We start from the raw sequence: 21,299 nt of genomic DNA, 5'->3' as shown, positions 1-21,299 counted from the left end.
GCCCCGCCTGGGGGCACCTCCCAGCGGTAGCTGGGGGAGTGTGAGGCGCGGGGCCGGGGGCGGAGCCCCGGGTCCGGGCGCAGCCCGGCTGGCGGGGCCACCGCGGCCCGCGCCTTAAACTTCGCAGGTGAACGCCTCCGCCCCCACCACCGCCGAGACCCTCCGCCACACGCTCGGCGGGCTGCTCGACGGCCTCCCGCCCAAGCAGGCCGCGGCCGCCGTCGAGCGGCTCATCGCCAGCTACCGGGGGCAGACCCCGACCGACGCGCCCGTCCTGCGCGACCGCTCCGACGTGGCGGCTTACGCGGCGTACCGGATGCCCGCCACCTTCGAGGCGGTACGGGCGGCCCTGGACGGCCTCGCCGAGGCGGCGCCGGGCTGGGCACCGGGCTCGCACGTGGACGTGGGCGGCGGTACGGGCGCCGCGACCTGGGCGGTGGACGCCACCTGGGACGGCCCGCGGCAGACCACGGTGCTGGACTGGGCGGAGCCGGCGCTCAAGCTCGGCCAGGAGCTGGCGCGGGCCTCGGCCTCGCCGGTGCTCCGGGCGGCGGACTGGCGGCGGGCCGTCATCGGCTCCGGCCTGTCCCTGCCCGACGCCGACCTGGTGACGGTCTCGTACGTGCTGGGCGAGCTGACCCCGCAGGCCCGTACCGCGGTGGTCGCCGAGGCGGCCCGGGCCGGGCAGGCCGTGGTGCTGATCGAGCCGGGCACGCCGGAGGGCTACCTCCGCATCCGCGAGGCCCGCGAGCAGCTGATCGCGGCCGGGCTGCGGGTCGCCGCGCCGTGCCCGCACGACGGGACCTGTCCGATCGAGGTCGGCCAGGACTGGTGCCACTTCTCGGCGCGGGTCAGCCGCTCCTCCCTGCACCGGAAGGTCAAGGGCGGCTCGCTCCCGTACGAGGACGAGAAGTTCAGCTACGTCGCCGCGACCCGCTTCCCGGTGGAGCCGGCCGCCTTCCGGATCACGCGCAGGCCGCAGATCCGCAAGGGGCTCGTCCTGCTGGAGCTGTGCGGCCCGCAGGACGGCGAGGGGGCGGGCCTGACCCGGGTCAACGTGACCAAGCGCCACGGCGACCTCTACAAGGCGGCGCGGGACGCCGACTGGGGCCAGGCCTGGCCGCCCCCCTCCTCCGGGGAGGACGAGTGACCTAGGTCGTCTGTTTCGGATCTTGCGGGTCAGGCGAGATCCGAAAGAGACGGCCTAGGGGCGGAGCTCCTGCGTGCAGCACTTCACGCTGCCGCCGCCCTTGAGCAGTTCGCCCAGGTCCATCGGGATCGGCTCGAAGCCCCGGTCCCGTAGCGGCGCCAGCAGGCCGGTGGCGGCCTGCGGGAGCAGGACGTGCCGGCCGTCGGACACCGCGTTCAGGCCGAGGGCGGCCGCGTCCCGGCCGTCCGCGATCAGGGCGTCCGGGAAGAGGCGCCTGAGCACGCCCTGACTGCCGGGCGAGAAGGCGTCGGGGTAGTACATGATCTCGTCGCCGTCGAGGACGCTGAGCGCCGTGTCCAGGTGGTAGTAGCGCGGGTCCACCAGGTCGAGGCCGATGACGGGCCGGCCGAAGAACTCCTGGGCCTCGTCGTGCGAGAGCGGGCTGGAGCGGAAGCCCCGGCCGGCCAGGATGTAGGTGGCGGTGACCGCGAAGTCGCCCTCGCCCTCGTTGACGTGGGACGGCTCGTGCACGTCCGGGTAGCCGTGGCCGCGGAACCAGTCGAGGTGGATCTCGGCCTCGGCGGCCCGTTCCGGGTAGGCGAACCGGGCGCCGAGCACCCGGCCGTCGACGACCAGGGCCCCGTTCGCCGCGAACACCATGTCGGGCAGTCCGGGGTCGGGTACGAGGGTCTCGACGGTGTGGCCGAGGGCGCGGTAGCGGTCCCGCAGGTCTTCCCACTGGGCTTGTGCGAGGGGCAGGTCCACCGGTTTCGTGGGATCCATCCACGGATTGATGGAGTACGTGACCTTGAAGTGTGCGGGTGGGCACATCAGGTAGCGCCGGGGTGTGGCGTCTCTGCGCAAAGAAGGCTCCTCACGACTTTCACGACTCAGGACGAGTACGGAAGAGAATCGTCTCTCCTCCCGCTTGACGACACAGTGAACTGACCGGGTGGTTTACGCAACCATAGGAAGACGAGACGTCTCGCATTGATAGGTTCGGGTCATGACCAAGACCCCTGACGCCACCCGCCGCAGCGACCGCTCCCGGCGCGCCATCCTCGACGCCGCGCTCGCCCTGGTCGGGGAGGTCGGCTACAACAAGCTGACCATCGAGGCCATCGCCGCCCGCGCGGGCGTCGGCAAGCAGACCATCTACCGCTGGTGGCCGTCGAAGGCCGCCGTCCTCCTCGACGCCTCGCTCGCCCTCGCCGGCGACGCGGAGACGGAGGGCCAGTGGACCGGCTTCCCCGACACCGGGGACCTCGCCGCCGACCTGAAGTACGTACTGCGCGCCACGGTCGACGAGTTCAACGACGAGAAGTACGAGGCCCCCGCGCGCGCCCTGACGGCGGCCGGGGCCACCGACCCCGAACTCGGCGCCCGCTTCACCGAGCAGCTGCTGGAGCCGCAGCTCGCCCTGTACGAGGCCCGGTTGCACGCGGCCCGGGAGGCCGGCCAGCTCGCGCCGGACACCGATCTGCGGCTGACGGTGGAGATGCTGCTCGGGCCGCTGACGTACCGCTGGCTGCTGCGCACCGCGCCCCTGACGCACGCTTACACGGACGCGCTGGTGGACCGGGTGCTGGGCGGGGTGGCCAACGTCACCGCCCGCTGACCGGCCGGTGACCGGCGGCCACCCGAGGAGATTTGTCTTGATCCTGCCCAGATATGGCGGTTTACCGGTCACTCATCCCGGGCCCCCGGTCGTCAAGAGCGGTCACCCGGGGCGCAGGATGGTGGGACGATGTGAAGGTCCGCCGGGGATACGGTGAGGTGAGGGGATAGATGGGGTCTGAGTCCGGCCGCGTCAAACGCGGCGAGCAGAGCAGGATTTCCCACTGGCTGCGCCGGCGCCGGAAACCCACCGCCGAGGACCCCGCACGCGAGCGCGAGGCGCTCCTCCTGGCCGTCGCCGCCGCCGGTCTGCCGCTCGCCCCCGCCGCCCATCCCGCCGGCTACCGGTGTTCGTGCGACCGCATCGGCTGTCCCACGCCCGCGCGACACCCCATCTCCTTCGCCTGGCAGACCCAGTCGACCACCGACCGCGCGCAGGTCGAACGCTGGGCGCGCAACGAGCCCCAGGCCAACTTCATCACCGCGACCGGCATGGTCCACGACGTGCTCGACGTCCCGCTGGAGGCCGGCGCCGCCGCACTGGCCCGCCTGCTGGAGGCCGGGATCGAGGTCGGCCCCGTCGCCGAGTCCGGCGGCACCGGCGAGCAGGCCCGCATGCTGTTCTTCACCGCCACCCGCGGCACCCCCGAGGACGAGGACGAGTGGTGGCCGTGCGAACTGGACTGCCACCCCGAGACGATGGACGAACACCCGGGGCTGCGCTGGCACTGCCGCGGCAGCTACGTCCTGGTCCCGCCGGCGGCCCTCCCCGGTGACCTGGCGGTGACGTGGCTGCGCGGCATGGAGCACCCGCTCCCGGACCCGCTGACCCTCCTGGAAACGCTGACGGACGCCTGCGCCACGTACGCGGGTACCGCGAATCTGACCCCGGCCGCGGTCGCCTGGCCCCTGGGCCACTAGGCCACTAGGCCACTAGGCCACTAGGCCAAAATCCAGCTTCGCCGGCGCTTGAGGCGTGGGGGTCCCCCCGGACGAAGTCCGGGGGAGGGTCCGGGGCGGAGCCCCGCTCAGCCGCAGCAGCGGGTCAGTGGTGGATCTGCGTGACCACCACGTCGAGGGACCAGGCCTTGCCCGGCTTCGCGGGGGGCTCGGCCTCGACCACGTAGCCCAGGTCCCGCAGGGCCGTGACCAGCTCGGCGGGCGACGCGGGGGCGGCCCCCGCGAGCAGCAGGTCACGCACCAGCCGGCCCTTCGTCGCCTTGTTGAAGTGGCTCACCACCGACCGCTTCTCCACCCCGTCCACCACCTGCGAGTGCAGCACCCGCACGGTCGCCGTCCGCCCCGCCACCTCGCCCTTCGGCTTCCACGCAGCCGCGTACGCCGAGGACCGCAGGTCCAGGACCAGCCCCTCGCCCGCCGCCTCGGGCAGGACGGAAGCCATCGGCCCCCTCCAGTACGCGCCGAGCGCCCCCAGCCCCGGCAGCTTGACGCCCATCGAGCAGCGGTACGAGGGGATCCGGTCGGTGATCCGCACCGCGCCCCACAGCCCCGAGAACACGAGCAGCGCGTCCTGCGCCCGCTTCCGCGCCGCCGCGGGCAGGTCGGCCAGGCCCAGCGCGTCGTACAGCACGCCCGTGTAGATCTCCCCCGCCGGCCGGGCCACCGCCGAGCGCAGCTCCACGTTCTTCGCGACCTCGCCCCGCAGGCCCTCGCTCAGCCCCAGCACCTCGCGCGCCTTGAGTTCGTCGCCCGCGCACAGCTCGACCAGTTCCTCCAGCACCGCCGCACGGGCCGGGGCCAGACCGGGCAGCGACAGGGACTCCGGCTTCAGCGGTGCGCCGGAGCCGCCGGCGGCCTTTCCTTCGGACGGCGGCAGCAGCACGAGCACGGTGGTTCTCCTTCAATACGACACGGCGCAGGGGATGCGGCCCCCCGGCCAGGGTAGACGGCTCGCCGTGCCGTCCGGGCCGCCCGACCATAGGCTCGGTCCATGCCACGCCGTCAGATGCACATGACCGGCGCAGACGGGGCTGCTCTGCGGGCCGCGCTGCGTGAACTGCGGACGGAGCTGGGAGTGCCCGCGCACTTCCCGGCGGCGGTCCTCGCCGAGGCCGAGCACGCGGCCGCGCACCCCCGCCTCCCCGACCTGGACAGCACCGACATCCCCTTCTTCACCATCGACCCGCCGTCCTCCGTCGACCTCGACCAGGCCATGCACCTGGCGAAGCGTTCCGCCGGCGGCTACCGCGTGCACTACGCCATCGCCGACGTCGCCGCCTTCGTCACCCCCGGCGGCCCGCTCGACGCGGAGGCCCACCGCCGCGTCACCACCCTCTACTTCCCCGACGAGCGGATCCCGCTGCACCCGGCCGTGCTCTCGGAGGACGCGGCCAGCCTGCTGCCCGACCGCACCCGCCCCGCCCTGCTGTGGCGCTTCGACCTGGACCCCGACGGCCGGGTGGAGACCGCCGACGTGCGGCGCGCCCTCGTCCGCAGCCGCGCCAAACTCGACTACGACGGCGTCCAGAAGGCCATCGACACCGGCACGGCCGAGGAGCCGCTCGCCCTGCTGGAGGACATCGGCCGGCTCCGGGAGGCCCTGGAGCAGGAGCGCGGCGGCATCTCGCTCAACGTGCCCGAGCAGGAGGTCGTCGAGCACGACGGCACGTACTCCCTGACCTACCGCGCCCCGCTCCCCGCGGACGGCTGGAACGCGCAGATCTCCCTGATGACCGGCATGGCCGCGGCCGATCTGATGCTGGCCACCGGCACGGGCGTCCTGCGCACGCTGCCCAGCGCCCCGGACGGCGCCGTCGGCAGGCTCCGGCGGGCGGCGAAGGCCCTGCGGATCGACTGGCCGCACCACGTCCCGTACGCCGAACTCGTGCGCTCCCTCGATCCGCACCGCCCCGCCCACGCCGCCTTCCTCCAGGAGTGCACGGCCCTGCTGCGCGGCGCGGGCTACACCGTCTTCACCGGCGGCGAGACCCCCGACCCGGCGATCCACTCCGCGGTGGCGGCTCCGTACGCCCACTGCACCGCGCCGCTGCGCCGGCTCGCCGACCGGTACGCCGGCGAGCTGTGCGTGGCGGCGGCCGCCGGGGCCGAGCCCCCGCAGTGGGCGGTGGCGGCCCTGGACGCGCTCCCCCGGGAGATGGCGGAGGGCACCCGGCTGGCGAACACGGCCGAGCGGGAATCCGTGGACCTCGTCGAGGCGGCCGTGCTCAAGGACCGCGTCGGCGAGACCTTCGAGGCCACGGTCATCGACGTCAACGACCACGAGCCGCTGGTCGGCACGGTCCACCTGGAGGACCCGGCGGTCGTCGGACGCGTCGAGTCCGCCACGCTGGCGCTGCCGCTGGGCGACCGCATCCGGGTCCGGCTGACGGAGGCCGACCCGGGCACGTCGAAGATCCTCTTCGCGACCGTCTAGGGGGCGGCGGGCTGTCGGCGCAGGGCGGTGACCAGCGCGCGCGGGTCGTCGGCGTGGAAGCGGACGGTCCGCGCCTCGGCCGTGGCGCCGAGCGGGCGGGTGAAGCGCAGCGGCCGGTTCAGCTCCAGGGTCACCGTGGTCTGACTGCCGACGATCAGGTCGAGCACCCCGTCCTGCGACAGCGTGACCAGCCGGCCCTCGGGGTAGCGTCGCTCCACCCGTACCGAGGCCACCGCGTCCGGCGGCACGGCGAGGTCGAAGAGGGCTCCGTAGCGGATCAGCAGGGACCCGTCCGGGCGGACCACGTGCGGCCGGGTGACGCAGGCGGCGTGCAGGGCGAGCACGATCAGGATCCCGTACACGTCGAGCACGAGCACCACCCGGTGGACGGCCGGCCAGGGGATGAGGAAGGCCAGGGCCACCGTCTCGACCACCGACACGAAGAGCAGCCCGTACATCATGGCCGTCTGCGGTCCCGTGTACGCGACGGCCAGGTCGCCCGGGCGCACCCCGTGCCGCCTGCGCGCGGTCCACCTCCCGAGGGCGGCGAGGGCGTGCAGCTCGTGCCGCAGCAGCCGCCGCACCTGGACCGGCACCACGGCCCGCACGGCCTCCCGCCACGCCTCCCCGCGCCCCGCGCCGCGGGCCCGCCCGGCGGCGTAGAGGCCGTGCAGCACCCAGGCCTCCAGCAGCAGCACGGCGACGAGGAGCACCTCGACGGCGGCGAGCGCCCGGCCGGGCACGCGCATCCCGGCCGCCAGGCACACCACGAGCGCCAGCTCCGCCGGGACCACGGCGGTGACGGCGATCCGTGCCGCCCGTATGCGGGTCATCCCCGCCCCCTCTCGATGAACGCCTCCATGACGCGGCGGACGACCTCCGCCTGCGCGGGCGCGTACTCGGCGAGCAGCGCCTCCTTGAACCCGGCCACGACCGTCCCGTCGGTGGGGATCGCGGCGAACACCTCATCGGGGACGGACGCCACGAGCTCCGCCGCCAGCGACGGGATCCGCGGATCGTCCACGGGGGCGTCGGCGAGCTCGTCGAGGCGCTCGTACAGGGCGAGCACGGCGGGGTCCGCGGCGAGCGGCCCGAGGGCGGCGTAGACCTCCCGGCCGCCCGCGCCCGCCGCGTCGAGGAGGATCAGGTGCTCGCGGTCCTTGGCGGCGGTCGGGGAGTCGGTCGCGGGCGCCTTCGCCAGCAGTTCGGCGAGCGCGGGCGACAGGGGCTCGGCCTCCCCCGGCCCGGCGGCGAGCAGCACCGCGAGCCGCCGGCGGCGCTCCCCGATCTCGGCCTCCTGCCGGGCCAGGTCGGCGTCGAGCTCTTCGAGTACGTCGGCCAGTTCGCGCCCGGCGTCGTCCGCGAGCACGTCGCGCACCTCGTCGAGGCTCAGCCCGAGCTCGGTGAGGCGGCGTACGCGGGCGAGCAGGACGGCGTCGCGGACGCTGTAGGCCCGGTATCCGTTGGGGCGCCGCTCCGGCTCCGGGAGCAGCCCGACATGGTGGTAGTGCCGGATCGCCCGGGTGGTGACCCCGACGACCGCGGCGATCTCTCCGATCCGCATGAGCCCAGTAGAAACCCTGCCGTTGCGTCAAGGTCAAGCACGGCCATCGCCCCGGGTAACATGTCCACCACGGCAGACGAGTCGGCCGGGCGGCCGCGTCGGGATCCTCGGATCCCGCCGAGGAACGTCCGGGCTCCACAGGGCAGGGTGGTGGGTAACGCCCACCCGGGGTGACCCGCGGGACAGTGCCACAGAAAACAGACCGCCGGGGGCTTCGGTCCTCGGTAAGGGTGAAACGGTGGTGTAAGAGACCACCAGCGCCTGAGGTGACTCAGGCGGCTAGGTAAACCCCACCCGGAGCAAGGTCAAGAGGATCCGTCTCCGGACGGGTCTGCGCGAACGCTTGAGGGCTGCCCGCCCGAGTTCGCGGGTAGACCGCACGAGGCCGGTGGCAACACCGGTCCTAGATGGATGGCCGTCTCCCCGGCGACCGCGAGGTCATCGGGCGACAGAACCCGGCGTACAGGCCGGCTCGTCTGCCACTTCCGCCCCGCACCGCCTTCACCGGGTCCGGGGCGGCCCCACACCCCACGCTCCCGGTGCTCCGCCCCGGCCCCCGCCGGCGAGCCCGACTGGTGCGGCTCATGACCGGGACTCGGCCCCGCACCCCGCTCCTCAAACGCCGGAGGGGCTGAATATGGTGCGGCGAGGCCGACTGGTGCGACTCAAAGACCGGGGCTCCGCCCCGCACCCCGCTCCTCAATCGCCGGAGGGGCTGAATTTGGTGCGGCGGGGCCGGAGGTGGTGCGGCGGGGTTGGATGGTGCGGCTAAAAGATCGGGGCTCCGCCCCGGACCCCGCTCCTCAAACGCCGGAGGGGCTGAATATGGTGCGGCGAGGCCGGAGTGGTGCGGCGGGGTTGGATGGGTGCGACTCAAAGACCGGCGAGGCTGGATTTTGGTGCGGCGAGGCCGAATGGCCACAGAGCCTGGGAACGAAGCGGGCCGGTTGGGGCGGGGTCGGGTGTGTGTCGGGGTGATCCCCGCAGGGTGCCGAACGCCTCGGGGCTCCGCTCTCCGACCCCTCGTCACGTTCGGCGCCCGAGGAGACACCCCGGCGCGCGCCCGGCCCCGTCACAACCGGCCCCCCACACCCCGCCCAAGCGGCGCAGCCAACCGGCGGGGCAGCCAAGCCACGCTCGGCCAAGGCTCACCCCGCCAAGCCACCCCGCAGGGGCTACCGCAAGTGCGACGTCTCGTTCAGCAAGCGCACCGAGGCGTTGCCGTCGGCGTAGTAGGCGACGGCCGACAGCGAAGCCGCCGAGAGTTCCATGCGGAACAGCGCCTCGGGCGGAGCCCCCAACGCGAGGCGGACCAGGATCTTGACCGGGGTCACGTGGGTGACGAGCAGGACCGTGCGGCCCGCGTGCGCGGCCAGCAGCCGGTCACGGGTGGCCGAGATCCGGCGGGTGGCGGACGCGAAGCTCTCGCCGCCGCCCGTGGGGGCCGCCCTCGGGGAGTCCAGCCAGGCCTGGAGGTCGTCCGGGAAACGCTCCTGCACCTCGGCGAAGGTCAGCCCCTCCCAGGCACCGAAGTCCACCTCCCGCAGGCCCTCCTCGACCGTCACGGTCAGGCCGAGGCGGTCGGCGACCGCCTGCGCGGTCTCCCGGCAGCGGCGCAGCGGCGAGCTGATGACCGTCTGGACGGTGCCGCGGGCGGCGAGTGCCTCGGCCACGGCGGCAGCCTGGCGGCGGCCAGCCGGGGACAGCTCGGGGTCGGACCCCCCGCTGCCGGAGAAGCGCTTCTGCGGGGTGAGCGCGGTCTCCCCGTGCCGCAGCAGCACGAAGGTGGCGGGCGCCCCCATGTCCGGGCCCCAGCCCTGACCTGCGGCGGGCGCGGCGGGCGCGGCGGGCGCGGCGGGCGCGGCGGGCGCGGCAGGCGCGGCCGACCCGGTGGCCGTGGCGCTCCCGGCGCCGTGAGCGGCGCCGCGGGCCGGACCCGCGTCGGCCACGGTGGCCCGGCCGGGCGCGAGCGCTTCGGCTTCCCCGAACAGCGCGTCGGCGCCACCCGCTTCGCCGTCGTTTGCGCGCGGGCCCGTGGCCTCGGCCGTACCGACCCTGGCGCTCCCGCCGGAGGCAGCCGCGGATGCCAGGGCCGCGCGGACCGCCGCCGCCCCCTTCGCCGCGTCCCCCGGAGGGCCCGGCGGGCCCGCCAGGCTCCGCGCCGCCGAGGCGTCCAGCGCGGCCGTGGAGTCGGACGGCTCCCACTGCTTGCCGCGCTTGCCCGCGTCCATCGCCTCGTTGGCGAGCCGGTCCGCGTGCTTGTTCTTCTCGCGCGGGATCCACTCGTACGTCACCTGGGCGCGCGGAAGGATCTTCGCCGCCTCTGCCGCCAGGGGCTTCATGTCCGGGTGCTTGATCTTCCAGCGGCCCGACATCTGCTCGACGACGAGCTTGGAGTCCATCCGCACCAGGACCTGCGCGTCCGCCGCGAGCTCGCGGGCCGCCTTGAGCCCGGCGATCAGGCCCTTGTACTCGGCCACGTTGTTCGTCGCGACGCCGATGTACTCCGCGCGCTCGGCCAGCGTCTCGCCCGTCACCGGGTCGAGGACGACCGCGCCGTAGCCCGCGGGCCCCGGGTTGCCCCGGGACCCGCCGTCCGCCTCCACGACGAACCCGGCAAGCCTCGGCATCAGATGCCCGAGTCCGCCGTACGGACCAGGATGCGGCCGCAGTTCTCGTGACGTACGACCTGGTCGCGGGCCGCGGCCTTGATCTCGTTCACCTCGGCCATGTCGAGCTCCAGCCGGCAGCCCTCGCAGCGGCGCTGGTAGAGGCGCGCGGCGCCGACCCCGCCCTGCTTGACGCGGATCTTCTCGTACAGGGCCATCAGGTCCGTCGGCATGGACGTGACGATGACCTCGCGGTCCTTGGTGACCTTCGCGGCCTCGGCGTCGATCTCGGCGGTGGCCGCGTCCCGGCGCCCGGTGGCGTCCGCGACCTTGGCCTCCAGGGCGGAGACGCGCTCGGTGAGCTCGGTGACGCGCTCGGTCGCGGCCTCCAGGCGCTCCATGACCTCCAGGACCACGTCCTCCAGGTCGCCCTGGCGCTTGGCGAGGGAGACGACCTCGCTCTGCAGGTTCGCCAGGTCCCGGGCCGAGATGCCGACGCCGGAGTCCAGCCGCTGCTGGTCGCGGACGGCGCGCTGGCGCACCTGGTCGACGTCCTGCTCGGCCTTGGTCTGCTCGCGCGCGGTGTCGCTCGCCTGGGTCTGGGCGGCGACGAGCAGGTCGCGCTGCTGCGTCAGGTCCTTGGTGAGCGCGTCGAGTTCGGCGTGCTCGGGCAGCGACTTGCGCTTGTGGGTGAGCTGAGACAGCCGGACGTCCAGCGCCTGGACGTCGAGAAGTCGGATCTGGTCGGCGGGCTCGGCGTTCAGTTGGGGGCTCCAGGGATAGAAGGGTGTGCGACGGACGGCGCGTGCGCCGTCCAGGGGTCGGTGACCGTGCGCGAGACATGGGTGCGCAGACCCCAGCCCTTGCGCTCGGAGATCGCGTCGAGCTGCGCGGCGGCCTGCTCGCACCAGGGCCACTCGGTGGCCCAGTGGGCGGCGTCGACGAGGGCGAGCGGGCTCTGCTCGCGGGCCTCGGACACCGGGTGGTGGCGCAGGTCGGCGGTCAGGAAGGCGTCCACGCCCGCGGCCCTGACCTGCTCGAAGAGGCTGTCGCCGGAGCCTCCGCTGACGGCGACGGTACGGATGAGGGCGTCCGGGTCGCCCGCGAAGCGGATGCCCTGAGCGGTCTGCGGCAGCCAGGCGGCGGCGCGGGCCGCGAACTCGCGCAGGGTCTCGGGGTGGTCCAGTTCGCAGATCCGGCCGAGGCCGCGGCGGCCCTCGGGGTCGGTCGGGTCGGGCACCAGCGGGCCGGTGATCCGCAGGTCGAGGGCGCCGGCGAGGGCGTCGGAGACGCCCGGGTCGGCGGTGTCGGCGTTGGTGTGGGCGACGTGCAGCGCGATGTCGTTCTTGATCAGCGTGTGCACGACGCGGCCCTTGAAGGTGCCGGCCTCGACGGTGGTGGTGCCCCGCAGGTAGAGGGGGTGGTGGGTGACGATCAGGTCGGCGCCCAGCTTCACCGCCTCGTCGGCGATCTCCTGGACGGGGTCCACGGCGAACAGGACCCGGCTGACCTCTGCGTCGGGATCGCCGCAGACGGTTCCGACGGCATCCCACTGCTCGGCCCGCGAGGGGGGCCAGAGAGCGTCCAGCGCGGCGATGACTTCAGAGAGACGGGGCACGGGCCAAGGCTACCGTCCCCGTCACCACGACCCGCCCGGACTACTTGACCAGGAAGCCGCGCAGGTCGTCGAGGACCTTGTCGGCGGCGGTCACGCCGAGGCCCAGGTACCAGGTCTCGTCCGGGACGTCCTTGGCCCGGCCCTGCCGCACGGCCTCCAGGCCCTTCCACAGCGGGTTGGCCTCGGCCGAGTCGCGCTTGGTCTTGTCCTTGGCCCCGTAGACGCCGGTGAAGATCCAGTCGGCGGCGGCCTCGTCCATGCGCTCCGGGCTGACCTCGACGGCGAGGTCCTCGACCTGCTGGTTCTGCGGGCGCGGCAGGCCGGTGTCTTTGAGGATGGTGCCGATGAAGGAGGCCCCGGCGTACAGGCGGGTCTTGCCGGGCATGTAGCGCAGCATCGTGACGGTCGGCTTCTTCTCGCCGAGGTCGTCGCCGAGCTTCTTCGCCTTGGCCTGGTAGGCGGCGAGCTTGCCCTTGGCCTCGGCGCTCTTGTCGAGCGCGGCCGCGTTCAGGAGGTAGTTCTCCTTCCACGGGAAGCCGGGGCGGATGGAGAACACGGTCGGGGCGATCTTCGAGAGCGCGGGGTACTGGTCGGCGGCGCGCAGCTGGCTGCCGAGGATCAGGTCGGGCTTGAGCGCGTTGATCGCTTCCAGGTTGAGGCTGTTGATGGTGCCGACGGCCTTGGGGTCGCCGGCTTCCTTCTTGAGGTAGTCGGGGATGCCGGCGTCGCCCTCGGACGGCGCGTAGCCGACGGGCTTCAGGCCCAGGGAGACAACGTTGTCCAGCTCGCCGACGTCGAGGACGACGACCCGCTGCGGCGCGGCCTTGAGCTCCGTGGTGCCCATGGCGTGGGTGACGGTGCGCGGGAACTGGCCGGGCGCCGCGGTGGTCCCGAACGCGGCGGTCTTCGCCGCGGCCTCGCCGAACTCCTTGCCGCCCTGGGCGACGACCTTCCCGCCCCCGCCGGAGCCGTTGCCCTCGGCCTCCTTCCCGTCCTGCCCGCCGCAGCCGGTCAGGGCGAGCGCGGCAGCGGCGGCGAGGGCGACGGCGGCGGTTCCGCGGCGTCGGAAGGACATGTCACAACTCCTGGGGGGGTGGGGTCAGAGGACCGGACCGGACATCCGGTAAGGCATACCTAACTTCGCCCCACCCTAAACGCCCCGATATCGCACAGCACAATCGCCTCGTCCACCACAAACGAATCGCCCCCTGGACACCCGTATGTGTGAAGCCGCCTTGGTCGTGTTGTTCGGCAGGAAGCCCGAAAACTAGCTTCCCCTCCGGAGGTGACGCACGGGTACCGGGATCCCCCTCCGACAGAGGGAGTCGTTCTGCTGCTCCTGTCGAGGGCCGCCGGTACCAGCATCAGCCAACAGCGCACATTTCGAGGTGAAGGAAGTTGGCTACGTTCCACGTAGGCGAGAAGACCCACCAGCCCGTGCTTCCTCAGCGGGCTGCTCTGGAATTCGAGTCAGCAGACACCCCCCGGATCGGGGACGAAACGGGACTCGAACACCGCTCTGCGGCAACCGGCGTGGAACATGTGCGAGGGGAGACCGCCGATGCGTCACCTGGCATCGACGGCGTCACCCCCCACCGCGAGGTGGGGGAGAAGGCCCGTGAGGGTCACCCTGTCGTGTTCGTCCTGGACCGGAACCACAGACCGCTTCAGCCGACCAGCCCCGCGAGGGCCCGCAAGCTTCTCCATCAGGGCCGGGCGGTCGTGGCCCGGCACACCCCGTTCGTCATCAGGTTGAAGGACCGCACTGCGGATCAGTCGCAGGTGGACGGTGTGGAACTCGGGATCGACCCCGGGTCCAAGCACACCGGCATCGCCGTCTTCACCGCCCGGAACGGCAACCGCAGCGGCCTGTACGCCATCGCACTGGCCCACCGAGGCAGCCGGATACGGGACGCGCTCACCCGGCGTGCCGCCTACCGTCGTGGCCGGCGTACCCGCAACCTGCGCTATCGCCGGCCCCGCTTCTCCAACCGGACCCGACGTGAGGGCTGGCTCGCCCCCTCGCTGCGTCATCGCGTGGACACCACCACGTCATGGACCGCACGGCTCGCCCGCTGGGCGCCGGTCCGCGCGGTGCACGTGGAGCGAAGCGCGTTCGACACCCATGTCCTGTCCAGCGGCGAACCGCCGGCTGGAGTCGACTATCAGCGCGGCACCCTGTACGGCACAGAAGTACGCGCGTACCTCCTCGCCAAGTGGGGGAAGGCCTGCGCTTACTGCGGCGCTACCGGCGTCCCCCTCAACATCGACCACGTCCACCCCCGCTCACGCGGAGGCAGCGACCGCATCTCCAACCTGTGCACCGCCTGCGTCCCCTGCAACGAGAGCAAGTCCGACCAGCCTGTCGAAGACTTCCTCCGTCAGTCACCGCAGCGACTGGCCCTCCTCCTCGCCCAGGCCAAAGCCCCACTCCGTGACGCGGCGGCCGTCAACGCCACCCATTGGGCCCTGTGGCACGCCCTCGACGCCGCGTTCCCCACCGTGCGCGCGGCATCGGGCAGCCGCACCAAGTGGAACCGGCTGCGGACCGGCACGCCGAAGAGCCATACTCTCGACGCCCTGTGCGTCGGCGAACTCCAGGCCGTCGACCGCGCCCCGGAGCGCGTCCTCGTGGTCACCGCGACAGGACGCGGCTCGTACAGCCGCACCCGCACCGACCAGCACGGTTTCCCCCGCCTCCACCTGCCGAGGCAGAAACAGTTCTTCGGGTACCGGACCGGAGACCTTGCCCGTGCTGTCGTGCCCACTGGCAAGAACGCCGGTACCCATACGGGCCGCATCGCCGTCCGCACCGGCGGCAGCTTCGACATCAGGACCGCACACGGTCTCGTCCGGGGCATCCGTCACAAACGCTTCCACCTCCTCCAGCGAGCCGACGGCTACGCCTACGCCATCCGACCGGAAGGGCCCACGCCCTCTGCATGACGGGCACCCCCGTCGAAGAGATCTCCGCGCTCTCCACGAAGGACATGAAGAATGACTGCCTGTGCTGTGGCTGTTGCGGCGTTCACGATCGCGGCGGACGGGTCGTACGCCGCCCGGCTCGCCGGGGAGGGGGAGGCGCGCTTCGTGGAGCGCTGGACCCTGGCCGGGCCCGAGCCGTACGCGGTTCCGCTGCCGCTCGCGCAGCCCGAGGAGGCCGACAGCGAGGTGCTGCCGCTGACCGACGGGCGGGTGCTGATCCACCGGCGGGTCGCGGATCGGCACGCCTTCGCGCTGCTGTACCCGACGGGCGCGGCGGCCGGGCCGCGCACCGGGGAGCTCCAGCTGGGCGCGGTGGACGCGGAGGAGGGCGTACGGGTGCGGCTGCTCCCGCCGTCCCCGGACGGCTCCGACGCCTTCGCGCTGGCCTCGGCGGACGGGGTGACCACGGTGTGGCAGGTGGCCGGGTGCTCCTTCGGGCCGCAGCCGGTGGCCCGGATCCCGGGGCGGTGCTCCGGCGGGGTGTGGCTGGACCGGGTGGGCCGGCTGCTGGCCCTGGACCGTGAACTGGAGGGCACGACCAAGGCCGTCGCCGTGGACCTGGGGCGCGGCGAGGTCTCCCCGCTGCTGCAGATCGCCGAGGACAGTGACGACCGGCTGCTGCTGGCGGACCCGGACAGCGGGCTGCTGCTGATCCGCTCCGACGCCCCGGGCGAACCGCGGCTGGGCTGGGGGGTGCTGGGCAGTTCGCGTCCGGTCCGCTTCCCGGAGTGCCTGCGGCTCGGGGAGGCGCTCCCCTTCGCCGTGCAGCCGGGCCAGGCCCTGATGCCGGAGACCTGCGGGGTGGCGTTTCGGCTGCCCGAGGGCGACATCGCCCTGTGGCGCCCCGCCGACCGGCACGTCTTCCGGCTGGGCGCTCCGGCCGGCTGGCTCGGGGGTGCGGGGCTGTGGAGCCCGCAGGGCCGCCTGCACCTCCCGTACGCGACGCCGGACGTGCCGTGCGGGATCCTCGGCCTGAGCCTGCCGGTCTCCCCTCCCCCGCCGGTCCGGCTGGATCCGCCGCCGGCCCCGCCCCGCCCGGTGCCCCTCCAGCAGGCTCCGCTGTCGGGGCGGTAGGGCGGGGGCGCGGCGGCGGTCCGGCGGCGGTCCGGGAAGGGCTCCGGTCAGGCGTGCTTGAGGCCCAGGACCTCCGTCGCGGCGAAGGTCTCGTTCGCCGGGCGGGAGTCGTAGTGCGGGGTCAGGACCTCGTCGAGCTCCTCGTAGGAGAAGGCCTCCTTGCCCGTGTCGAACTTGGCGGCCACCTTCGGTCGTTCCATGACGACGACGATGCCGCCGTGTACGACGAACAGCTGGCCGTTGGCCTTGGCGGAGGCGGGCGAGGCCAGGTAGCCCACGAGCGGGGATACGTGCTCGGGGGCGAGGGCGTCCAGCTTGCCCTCCTCCGGGACCTCGAAGCCGGCGAAGACGTCCTCGGTCATCCGGGTGCGGGCGCGCGGGCAGATCGCGTTGGCCGTCACCCCGTACTTGGCGAGCGCCAGGGCGGTCGAGGTGGTCAGGCCCACGATGCCGCCCTTGGCCGCCGCATAGTTGGGCTGGCCGGCCGAGCCGCCGAGGAAGGCCTCGGAGGAGGTGTTGACGATCCGGCCGTACACCGGGCCGCCCGCCGCCTTCGACCGCTCGCGCCAGTGCACGGAGGCGAAGTGGGTGGTGTTGAAGTGACCCTTGAGGTGGACCCGGATCACCGAGTCCCACTCCTCCTCCGACATCGAGAAGACCATCCGGTCGCGCAGGATGCCCGCGTTGTTGACCAGGATGTCGAGCTTCCCGAAGCTGCTCACGGCCAGCTCGACCAGCTCGCGCGCCTGCTCGAAGTCGGCCACGTCGCCCAGGTGCGCGACCGCCCGGCCGCCCGCCGCGCGGATCTCCGCGGCCACCTCCTCCGCCGGGGCGGCCGAGGCCTCCCCCGAGCCGTCGCGGCCGGGCTGGCCGAAGTCGTTGACGACCACGCTCGCGCCGAGCCGTGCGAGCTCGATCGCCTCGGCCCGGCCGAGCCCGCGGCCCGCGCCCGTGACGATGGCGGAGAGTCCCTCAAGTGGCAGTGACATCCGTACGGTTCCCCTCGGAATCGGCAGAACGGGTCAGAGAACGGGTCAGAGTTCGATGCAGGTGCGCAGGGCGACGCCCGTGCGCATCTGGTCGAGTGCCTCGTTGATCTCGGCGAGGCTCACCCGGTGGGTGATCAGGTTCTCCAGGTCGATGCGACCGGCCCGCCACAGCGCGATGGTGCGCTCGTAGGAGCGGAGCACGTCGCCGCCGCCGTACATCGACGGCAGGATCTTCTTCTCGTCGAAGAACAGCGAGAACATGTTGATCTGGAAGTTGTCGTCGAGGGCGCCCGCGCCGACGATGACGACGGAGCCGCCGCGGCGCGTCATCTCGTACGCCTTCTGCGCGGTCGCGGACTTGCCGACGACCTCGAAGACGTAGTCGAAGCCCTCGCCGGCCGTGATCCGGTTCTTGGCGTCGGCGAACTCCTCGGGGGAGACCGCCTCGGTGGCGCCGAACCGCAGTGCCGCCTCGCGCCGCGAGGCGACCGGGTCCACGGCGATGATCTGGGCGGCGCCCTGGACCTTGGCGCCCTGGATGACGGATATGCCGACGCCGCCGCAGCCGATGACGGCGACCGAGGAGCCGGCCTCCACCTTGGCGGTGTTGATGGCCGCGCCGAGCCCGGTGGTGACGCCGCAGCCGATCAGCGCCGCGATGTCGAAGGGCAGGTCGTCGGGGATCGGGATGGCGCAGGCGGCCGGTACGACCATCTCCTCGGAGAAGGTGCCGGTGCCGGCGAAGCCGAAGATGTCGCTGGCCGCCCGCTTGAAGTTGGGGGTGGCGACGTTCCCGAAGGCCTCCAGGCACAGGTGCCCCTGGCCGCGCTTGCAGGAGGGACAGTGCCCGCACGGCGGCAGCCAGCAGACAAGGACGCGGTCGCCGATCTTGTGGCTGGTGACCCCGTCGCCGACGTCCGTGATCACGCCGGAGCCCTCGTGGCCGGGGATGAAGGGGGCGGGCTGGGGCAGTACGCCGCTCATCGCGGAGAGGTCGGAGTGGCACAGGCCGGTGGCCTTGACGCGGATCCTGACCTTGCCGGGGCCGAAGCCCACGGCCTCCATGTCGTCGACGACTTCGAGCTTGTCCTGGCCGATCTCGCTCTGCAGTGCTGCGCGCACGGTGCGGCTCCTTAAAGGGCGTACGACTACGAGTGTTCGACGACGGTGTCGGCGAGGACCGGCGCGTCGTCCCGTTCGACGGCGGTCACCGACACCAGGACGCGGCCGGGCTCCTGCCACATCCGGATGCGGAGCGTCTCGCCCGGGAAGACGATCCCGGCGAAGCGCGTGCGGTAGGCGCGGACCCGGGAGACGTCCCCGCCGAGCGCCGTGTCGACGACGGCCTTGAGCGTCATCCCGTACGAGCACAGGCCGTGCAGGATGGGCTGGTCGAAGCCGGCCAGCTTGGCGAACTCGGGGTCGGCGTGCAGGGGGTTCCAGTCGCCGGAGAGGCGGTAGAGGAGCGCCTGGTCCTCGCGGATGTGCCGCTCCTCGACCCGGTCGGGGGCACGCTGCGGCAGCTCCTCCTTGACGGAGGGGCCGCGCTCGCCGCCGAAGCCGCCCTCTCCCCGTACGAAGATCTGCGCGTCGCTGGTCCACAGCGGCCCGTCGGCGTCCGCGACCTCGGTGCGCAGCACGATCACGGCCGCCTTGCCCTTGTCGTACAGGGCGGCGACCTTGGCGGAGGAGGTGGCGTTGCCCTTGACGGGGATGGGCCGGTGCAGCTCGATGGACTGGCCGCCGTGCAGGACGTGGGCGAGGTTGACGTCGATGCCGGGGGCGGCGAGGCCGCCCATCATGGCCATGCCGGCGCCGGCGACGGTCGCGAAGCTGGGGAGGACGTGGAGCTTGGATTCGAGGGTGTAGCGCAGTTCGTCCGGGTCGGTCGCCGGCAGGCCCGCGCCGAGGCCGAGGTGGTAGAGCTGGATGTCCTTGTGGTCCCAGCCGATGTCCCCCGTGCGGGGGTCGGCGGCGAGGGCCCTGGCGGCATCGATCGGCATGAGGATGCGGCTCCCTGTCGTTGGAATGTCGCTGCCCTGGAAGACCTCGGTGCGGCCGTCCGCACCGTCGGCCGCACCGAGGTCGTATACGGGGGCCGGTTCTAGAACGCGTTCTAGGACCGGCCGGTGAGGGAATGTATAACGCACGCCCCCGCAGTTGGGAAGACCAGCCGGGAAGACTCCTGACTTCGTGTCAGATAAGCTCTCCAGGTGGACGAAATGCCCGTGGAACACCGCCAGGCCCGCGCCCTACGAGTGCTGCTGGCCCCGCAGAACCCGGCCCTGGCGCTCCAGCTCGGCCTCGTGCCGGACATCGAGGTCGTACGGGACCTGACGGCCCGGCCGGCGGTGGCGCTGGTCGAGGAGGTCACGGCCGTGACGGCCCTGCTGGCGGAGGACCCGGAGTGCCGGATCCTCGTCCTGACGGGCTCGGCCCACCCCGGCCTGGCCGACTCCGTACTCGCCGCCGGGGCGGCGGGCCTGATCCTGCGCGACGGCCCGATCGAGGACCTGGCGGACTCGATCCGCCGCGCCTCGATGGGAGAGACGGTGGTCGACCCGGCCCTGGGGTGAATCCTTATCCGGGGGTCGCGCCTCTTGTGTGTACGTGCCGATGCCAAGGTCGGCACATGACCCGGAGGTTGTCGTGACCGCTGTTCTCGTGGGTGCCGGCGCACTCGTCCTGCTCTGCACGTGCGTCCTCGTACTGCGTCGCCGCGGCCGGGGCCGGGCCCGTGGCTGACCGCACGGACTGGCCCGGCGAGGCACTGATCGTCGCCGCGCAGGCCGGTGACCTCGATTCGCTCACCGCCCTGGTCGCCGGATCGCACCCGAACGTACGCCGCTTCGCCCACTCGCTGTGCGCGTCGCGCGAGGACGCCGAGGACGCGGCCCAGGAGGCGCTGATCATCCTGTACCGCAGGATCGGCATGCTGCGCGCTTCCGGCGCCCTGGCCTCCTGGATGTTCCGCATCGTCCGCAACGAGTGCCTGCGCCGCGCCCGGCTGGCGCCGCGGGAGCGGGCGCCGCTTCCGGAGACCACGGTCGAGGACGCGGTGATGTCGGCCGAGGACGAGGTACTGCGGCGCCTGGAGGCCGGGCGGGTGGCGGAGGCCATCGCCGCGCTGCCGGCGGACCAGCGACGCGTACTGATCATGCGGGACGTCCAGGGCCACAGCGGACGGACGGCCGCGGAGGCCCTCGGGCTGAGCACCGCCGCGATGAAGTCGCGGCTCCACCGCGCCCGCGCCACGCTCCAGCACACCCTGGGAGACGCCCGTGCCCACCACTGACGCGACCGCCGGCACGTCCGGCTCCGGTTTCGCCAGCGCGTCCGTGCCGCGGCACCTGGCGCGCGGCGCGGTGGGCTTCGGCGCGCTGATCGCGGCCTTCGCCCTGATCCCGGTCTTCGGCCCGGCCACCCTGCTCCTCGCCCCGGTCGGCCTGGTCGCCCTGCGCGGCTGCCCGATGTGCTGGGCGATCGGCCTGGCCGAGACCGTCTCCCGGGGCCGGCTCCGCCGGGAGTGCGTCGACGGCCGGTGCGAACTGAAACCGGCCCGGCAGGGGGCCGGGTAGCGGGCGGGGAGGTGCGCCGTGCCGCCGGGAGCCGGGACTTCGTAGGCTGGCCCGATGGGCCTCTTCGACAAGCTGACCGGTACCCGGCGCCCCGCCCCCGGCACGACGCCCCGCTCCGCCGCGGACGTCCGGGCCGCGCTGCTGGCGCTCGACGGCCCGGACGCACCGTTCGTCCTGCGCGAGGGCACCGCGAAGGAGGGCGCCCAACTGGTGGCGGTGTGGCGGCTCCCGCGGGGCGGCCCGCACCCCGTACGGGGCCACACCCTGCTGCGCCTGGACGCGAGCGCCCGCGAGGTGCGCACGCTCGACGAGCGGTGGGAACGCCTGGAGCCGGGCGAACGGTCGCTCAACGGTGAGGGCCTGAAGTACGTCCGCGGCCCGGTCAACTCGTTCTCCAAACAGTGGACGTTCGAAAGGGGCCCGGACGGCCGTCGCCGCATGGTCCCGGATTCGGCCTTCAGCTCCGCGACGGTCAAGGCCCCCCTCCGCGAAGCCGTGCTCGCAGCGGGGTGGACCTGGCGCGGCGTCTTCCGGCTGTGACCGCGCAAACCAGCCCCGCCGGCGTTTGAGGCGCAGGGGTCCGGGGCCGAGCCCTGCGCCTCCACCTCGCCGCACCACTCCAGCCCCGCCGGCGTTTGAGGCGCGGGGCTGGGGGCGGAGCCCCGGTCTTTCAGCCCCGCCGGCGTTTGAGGCGCGGGGTCCGGGGCGGAGCCCCGGCAGC

General features: G+C 73.2%; 21 protein-coding genes and 1 other RNA gene. 11 read left to right on the top strand and 11 right to left on the bottom strand.

Features of this window, described 5'->3' with window-relative positions:
- The first annotated feature begins 127 nt into the window (after nucleotides 1-127).
- Nucleotides 128-1,150: a small ribosomal subunit Rsm22 family protein gene (locus AB0D29_RS36380; RefSeq protein WP_362860131.1), complete on the top strand. Its 1,023-nt coding sequence runs from the start codon at nucleotides 128-130 to the stop codon at nucleotides 1,148-1,150.
- Between the two features lie 54 nt (nucleotides 1,151-1,204).
- Here the strand turns inward: AB0D29_RS36380 and ddaH are convergent, their stop codons facing one another.
- On the bottom strand, nucleotides 1,205-2,044 hold the full coding sequence (ddaH, locus tag AB0D29_RS36375; RefSeq protein WP_362860148.1) for a dimethylargininase: 840 nt from the start codon (nucleotides 2,042-2,044) through the stop codon (nucleotides 1,205-1,207).
- A 112-nt stretch (nucleotides 2,045-2,156) separates the two neighbouring features.
- Here ddaH and AB0D29_RS36370 point away from each other — a divergent pair, with 112 nt between their 5' ends.
- Both AB0D29_RS36370 and AB0D29_RS36365 read left to right on the top strand, forming a co-directional pair.
- Nucleotides 2,157-2,768 carry a TetR/AcrR family transcriptional regulator gene (locus tag AB0D29_RS36370; RefSeq protein ID WP_362860130.1) on the top strand — a complete coding sequence of 204 codons (612 nt, stop codon included), beginning with the start codon at nucleotides 2,157-2,159 and terminating at the stop codon, nucleotides 2,766-2,768.
- 170 nt (nucleotides 2,769-2,938) lie between these two features.
- The gene (locus tag AB0D29_RS36365) at nucleotides 2,939-3,688 is read left to right on the top strand and encodes a bifunctional DNA primase/polymerase (protein WP_362860129.1); all 750 of its coding nucleotides are present in this window, start codon (nucleotides 2,939-2,941) and stop codon (nucleotides 3,686-3,688) included.
- A gap of 124 nt (nucleotides 3,689-3,812) precedes the next feature.
- Here the strand turns inward: AB0D29_RS36365 and yaaA are convergent, their stop codons facing one another.
- A complete protein-coding gene (gene yaaA, locus AB0D29_RS36360) occupies nucleotides 3,813-4,616 on the bottom strand; it encodes a peroxide stress protein YaaA (RefSeq protein ID WP_362860128.1) in 804 nt (267 codons plus the stop codon).
- Nucleotides 4,617-4,718: 102 nt separating this feature from the next.
- Between yaaA and AB0D29_RS36355 the strand changes: the two genes are divergently transcribed.
- Nucleotides 4,719-6,161 carry an RNB domain-containing ribonuclease gene (locus AB0D29_RS36355; RefSeq protein WP_362860127.1) on the top strand — a complete coding sequence of 481 codons (1,443 nt, stop codon included), beginning with the start codon at nucleotides 4,719-4,721 and terminating at the stop codon, nucleotides 6,159-6,161.
- Here the strand turns inward: AB0D29_RS36355 and AB0D29_RS36350 are convergent.
- Both AB0D29_RS36350 and AB0D29_RS36345 read right to left on the bottom strand, forming a co-directional pair.
- Complete coding sequence (locus AB0D29_RS36350) at nucleotides 6,158-6,994, bottom strand: hypothetical protein (protein ID WP_362860126.1); 837 nt, start codon at nucleotides 6,992-6,994, stop codon at nucleotides 6,158-6,160. The genes AB0D29_RS36355 and AB0D29_RS36350 overlap by 4 nt on opposite strands.
- The gene (locus AB0D29_RS36345) at nucleotides 6,991-7,725 is read right to left on the bottom strand and encodes a MerR family transcriptional regulator (RefSeq protein WP_362860125.1); all 735 of its coding nucleotides are present in this window, start codon (nucleotides 7,723-7,725) and stop codon (nucleotides 6,991-6,993) included. The genes AB0D29_RS36350 and AB0D29_RS36345 overlap by 4 nt, the downstream gene beginning before the upstream one ends.
- Before the next feature lie 77 nt (nucleotides 7,726-7,802).
- Between AB0D29_RS36345 and rnpB the strand changes: the two genes are divergently transcribed.
- Nucleotides 7,803-8,204, top strand: an RNA gene (rnpB, locus tag AB0D29_RS36340) — RNase P RNA component class A.
- Between the two features lie 696 nt (nucleotides 8,205-8,900).
- Here rnpB and AB0D29_RS36335 read toward each other — a convergent pair.
- From AB0D29_RS36335 to AB0D29_RS36320, 4 genes are read right to left on the bottom strand one after another with little or no spacing between them, the layout of a single operon-like run.
- Nucleotides 8,901-10,355, bottom strand: a complete 1,455-nt coding sequence (locus AB0D29_RS36335; RefSeq protein ID WP_362860124.1) for a bifunctional RNase H/acid phosphatase — start codon at nucleotides 10,353-10,355, stop codon at nucleotides 8,901-8,903.
- The gene (locus AB0D29_RS36330; RefSeq protein ID WP_362860147.1) at nucleotides 10,355-11,098 is read right to left on the bottom strand and encodes a C4-type zinc ribbon domain-containing protein; all 744 of its coding nucleotides are present in this window, start codon (nucleotides 11,096-11,098) and stop codon (nucleotides 10,355-10,357) included. Before AB0D29_RS36330 ends, AB0D29_RS36335 begins: the two co-directional genes overlap by 1 nt.
- A complete protein-coding gene (locus AB0D29_RS36325) occupies nucleotides 11,095-11,952 on the bottom strand; it encodes a Nif3-like dinuclear metal center hexameric protein (protein WP_362860123.1) in 858 nt (285 codons plus the stop codon). Before AB0D29_RS36325 ends, AB0D29_RS36330 begins: the two co-directional genes overlap by 4 nt.
- Before the next feature lie 40 nt (nucleotides 11,953-11,992).
- Nucleotides 11,993-13,027 carry an iron-siderophore ABC transporter substrate-binding protein gene (locus AB0D29_RS36320; RefSeq protein WP_362860122.1) on the bottom strand — a complete coding sequence of 345 codons (1,035 nt, stop codon included), beginning with the start codon at nucleotides 13,025-13,027 and terminating at the stop codon, nucleotides 11,993-11,995.
- A 527-nt stretch (nucleotides 13,028-13,554) separates the two neighbouring features.
- On the opposite strand from AB0D29_RS36320, the gene iscB reads away from it, so the two are divergent.
- Entirely contained in the window at nucleotides 13,555-14,898 is a 1,344-nt protein-coding gene (gene iscB, locus AB0D29_RS36315) for an RNA-guided endonuclease IscB (protein WP_362860146.1), read from the top strand.
- Nucleotides 14,899-14,949: 51 nt separating this feature from the next.
- The gene (locus tag AB0D29_RS36310; RefSeq protein WP_362860121.1) at nucleotides 14,950-16,011 is read left to right on the top strand and encodes a hypothetical protein; all 1,062 of its coding nucleotides are present in this window, start codon (nucleotides 14,950-14,952) and stop codon (nucleotides 16,009-16,011) included.
- Between the two features lie 47 nt (nucleotides 16,012-16,058).
- Here AB0D29_RS36310 and AB0D29_RS36305 read toward each other — a convergent pair whose 3' ends face one another.
- From AB0D29_RS36305 to AB0D29_RS36295, 3 genes are read right to left on the bottom strand one after another with little or no spacing between them, the layout of a single operon-like run.
- Nucleotides 16,059-17,000 (bottom strand): 3-oxoacyl-ACP reductase, encoded by a 942-nt coding sequence (locus AB0D29_RS36305; protein WP_362860120.1) that lies wholly within the window; start codon nucleotides 16,998-17,000, stop codon nucleotides 16,059-16,061.
- 45 nt (nucleotides 17,001-17,045) lie between these two features.
- Entirely contained in the window at nucleotides 17,046-18,122 is a 1,077-nt protein-coding gene (locus tag AB0D29_RS36300) for a Zn-dependent alcohol dehydrogenase (RefSeq protein ID WP_362860119.1), read from the bottom strand.
- A gap of 26 nt (nucleotides 18,123-18,148) precedes the next feature.
- Complete coding sequence (locus tag AB0D29_RS36295) at nucleotides 18,149-19,003, bottom strand: MaoC/PaaZ C-terminal domain-containing protein (protein WP_362860118.1); 855 nt, start codon at nucleotides 19,001-19,003, stop codon at nucleotides 18,149-18,151.
- Between the two features lie 219 nt (nucleotides 19,004-19,222).
- Between AB0D29_RS36295 and AB0D29_RS36290 the strand changes: the two genes are divergently transcribed.
- The 4 genes from AB0D29_RS36290 to AB0D29_RS36275 all read left to right on the top strand — a co-directional run bounded on the left by AB0D29_RS36290 (nucleotide 19,223) and on the right by AB0D29_RS36275 (nucleotide 21,118).
- Nucleotides 19,223-19,576 (top strand): DNA-binding response regulator, encoded by a 354-nt coding sequence (locus AB0D29_RS36290; RefSeq protein ID WP_362860145.1) that lies wholly within the window; start codon nucleotides 19,223-19,225, stop codon nucleotides 19,574-19,576.
- Between the two features lie 161 nt (nucleotides 19,577-19,737).
- A complete protein-coding gene (locus AB0D29_RS36285; RefSeq protein ID WP_362860117.1) occupies nucleotides 19,738-20,295 on the top strand; it encodes a sigma-70 family RNA polymerase sigma factor in 558 nt (185 codons plus the stop codon).
- Entirely contained in the window at nucleotides 20,282-20,578 is a 297-nt protein-coding gene (locus AB0D29_RS36280; RefSeq protein ID WP_362860116.1) for a hypothetical protein, read from the top strand. The genes AB0D29_RS36285 and AB0D29_RS36280 overlap by 14 nt, the downstream gene beginning before the upstream one ends.
- 54 nt (nucleotides 20,579-20,632) lie before the next feature.
- Nucleotides 20,633-21,118, top strand: coding sequence for a hypothetical protein (locus AB0D29_RS36275; protein ID WP_362860115.1), 486 nt, complete (start codon nucleotides 20,633-20,635; stop codon nucleotides 21,116-21,118).
- Nucleotides 21,119-21,299 lie beyond the last annotated feature (181 nt).

Source organism: Streptomyces sp. NPDC048424, from assembly GCF_040651555.1.
Taxonomy (GTDB): domain Bacteria; phylum Actinomycetota; class Actinomycetes; order Streptomycetales; family Streptomycetaceae; genus Streptomyces.
This window is presented reverse-complemented; position numbering and strand designations above follow the sequence as displayed.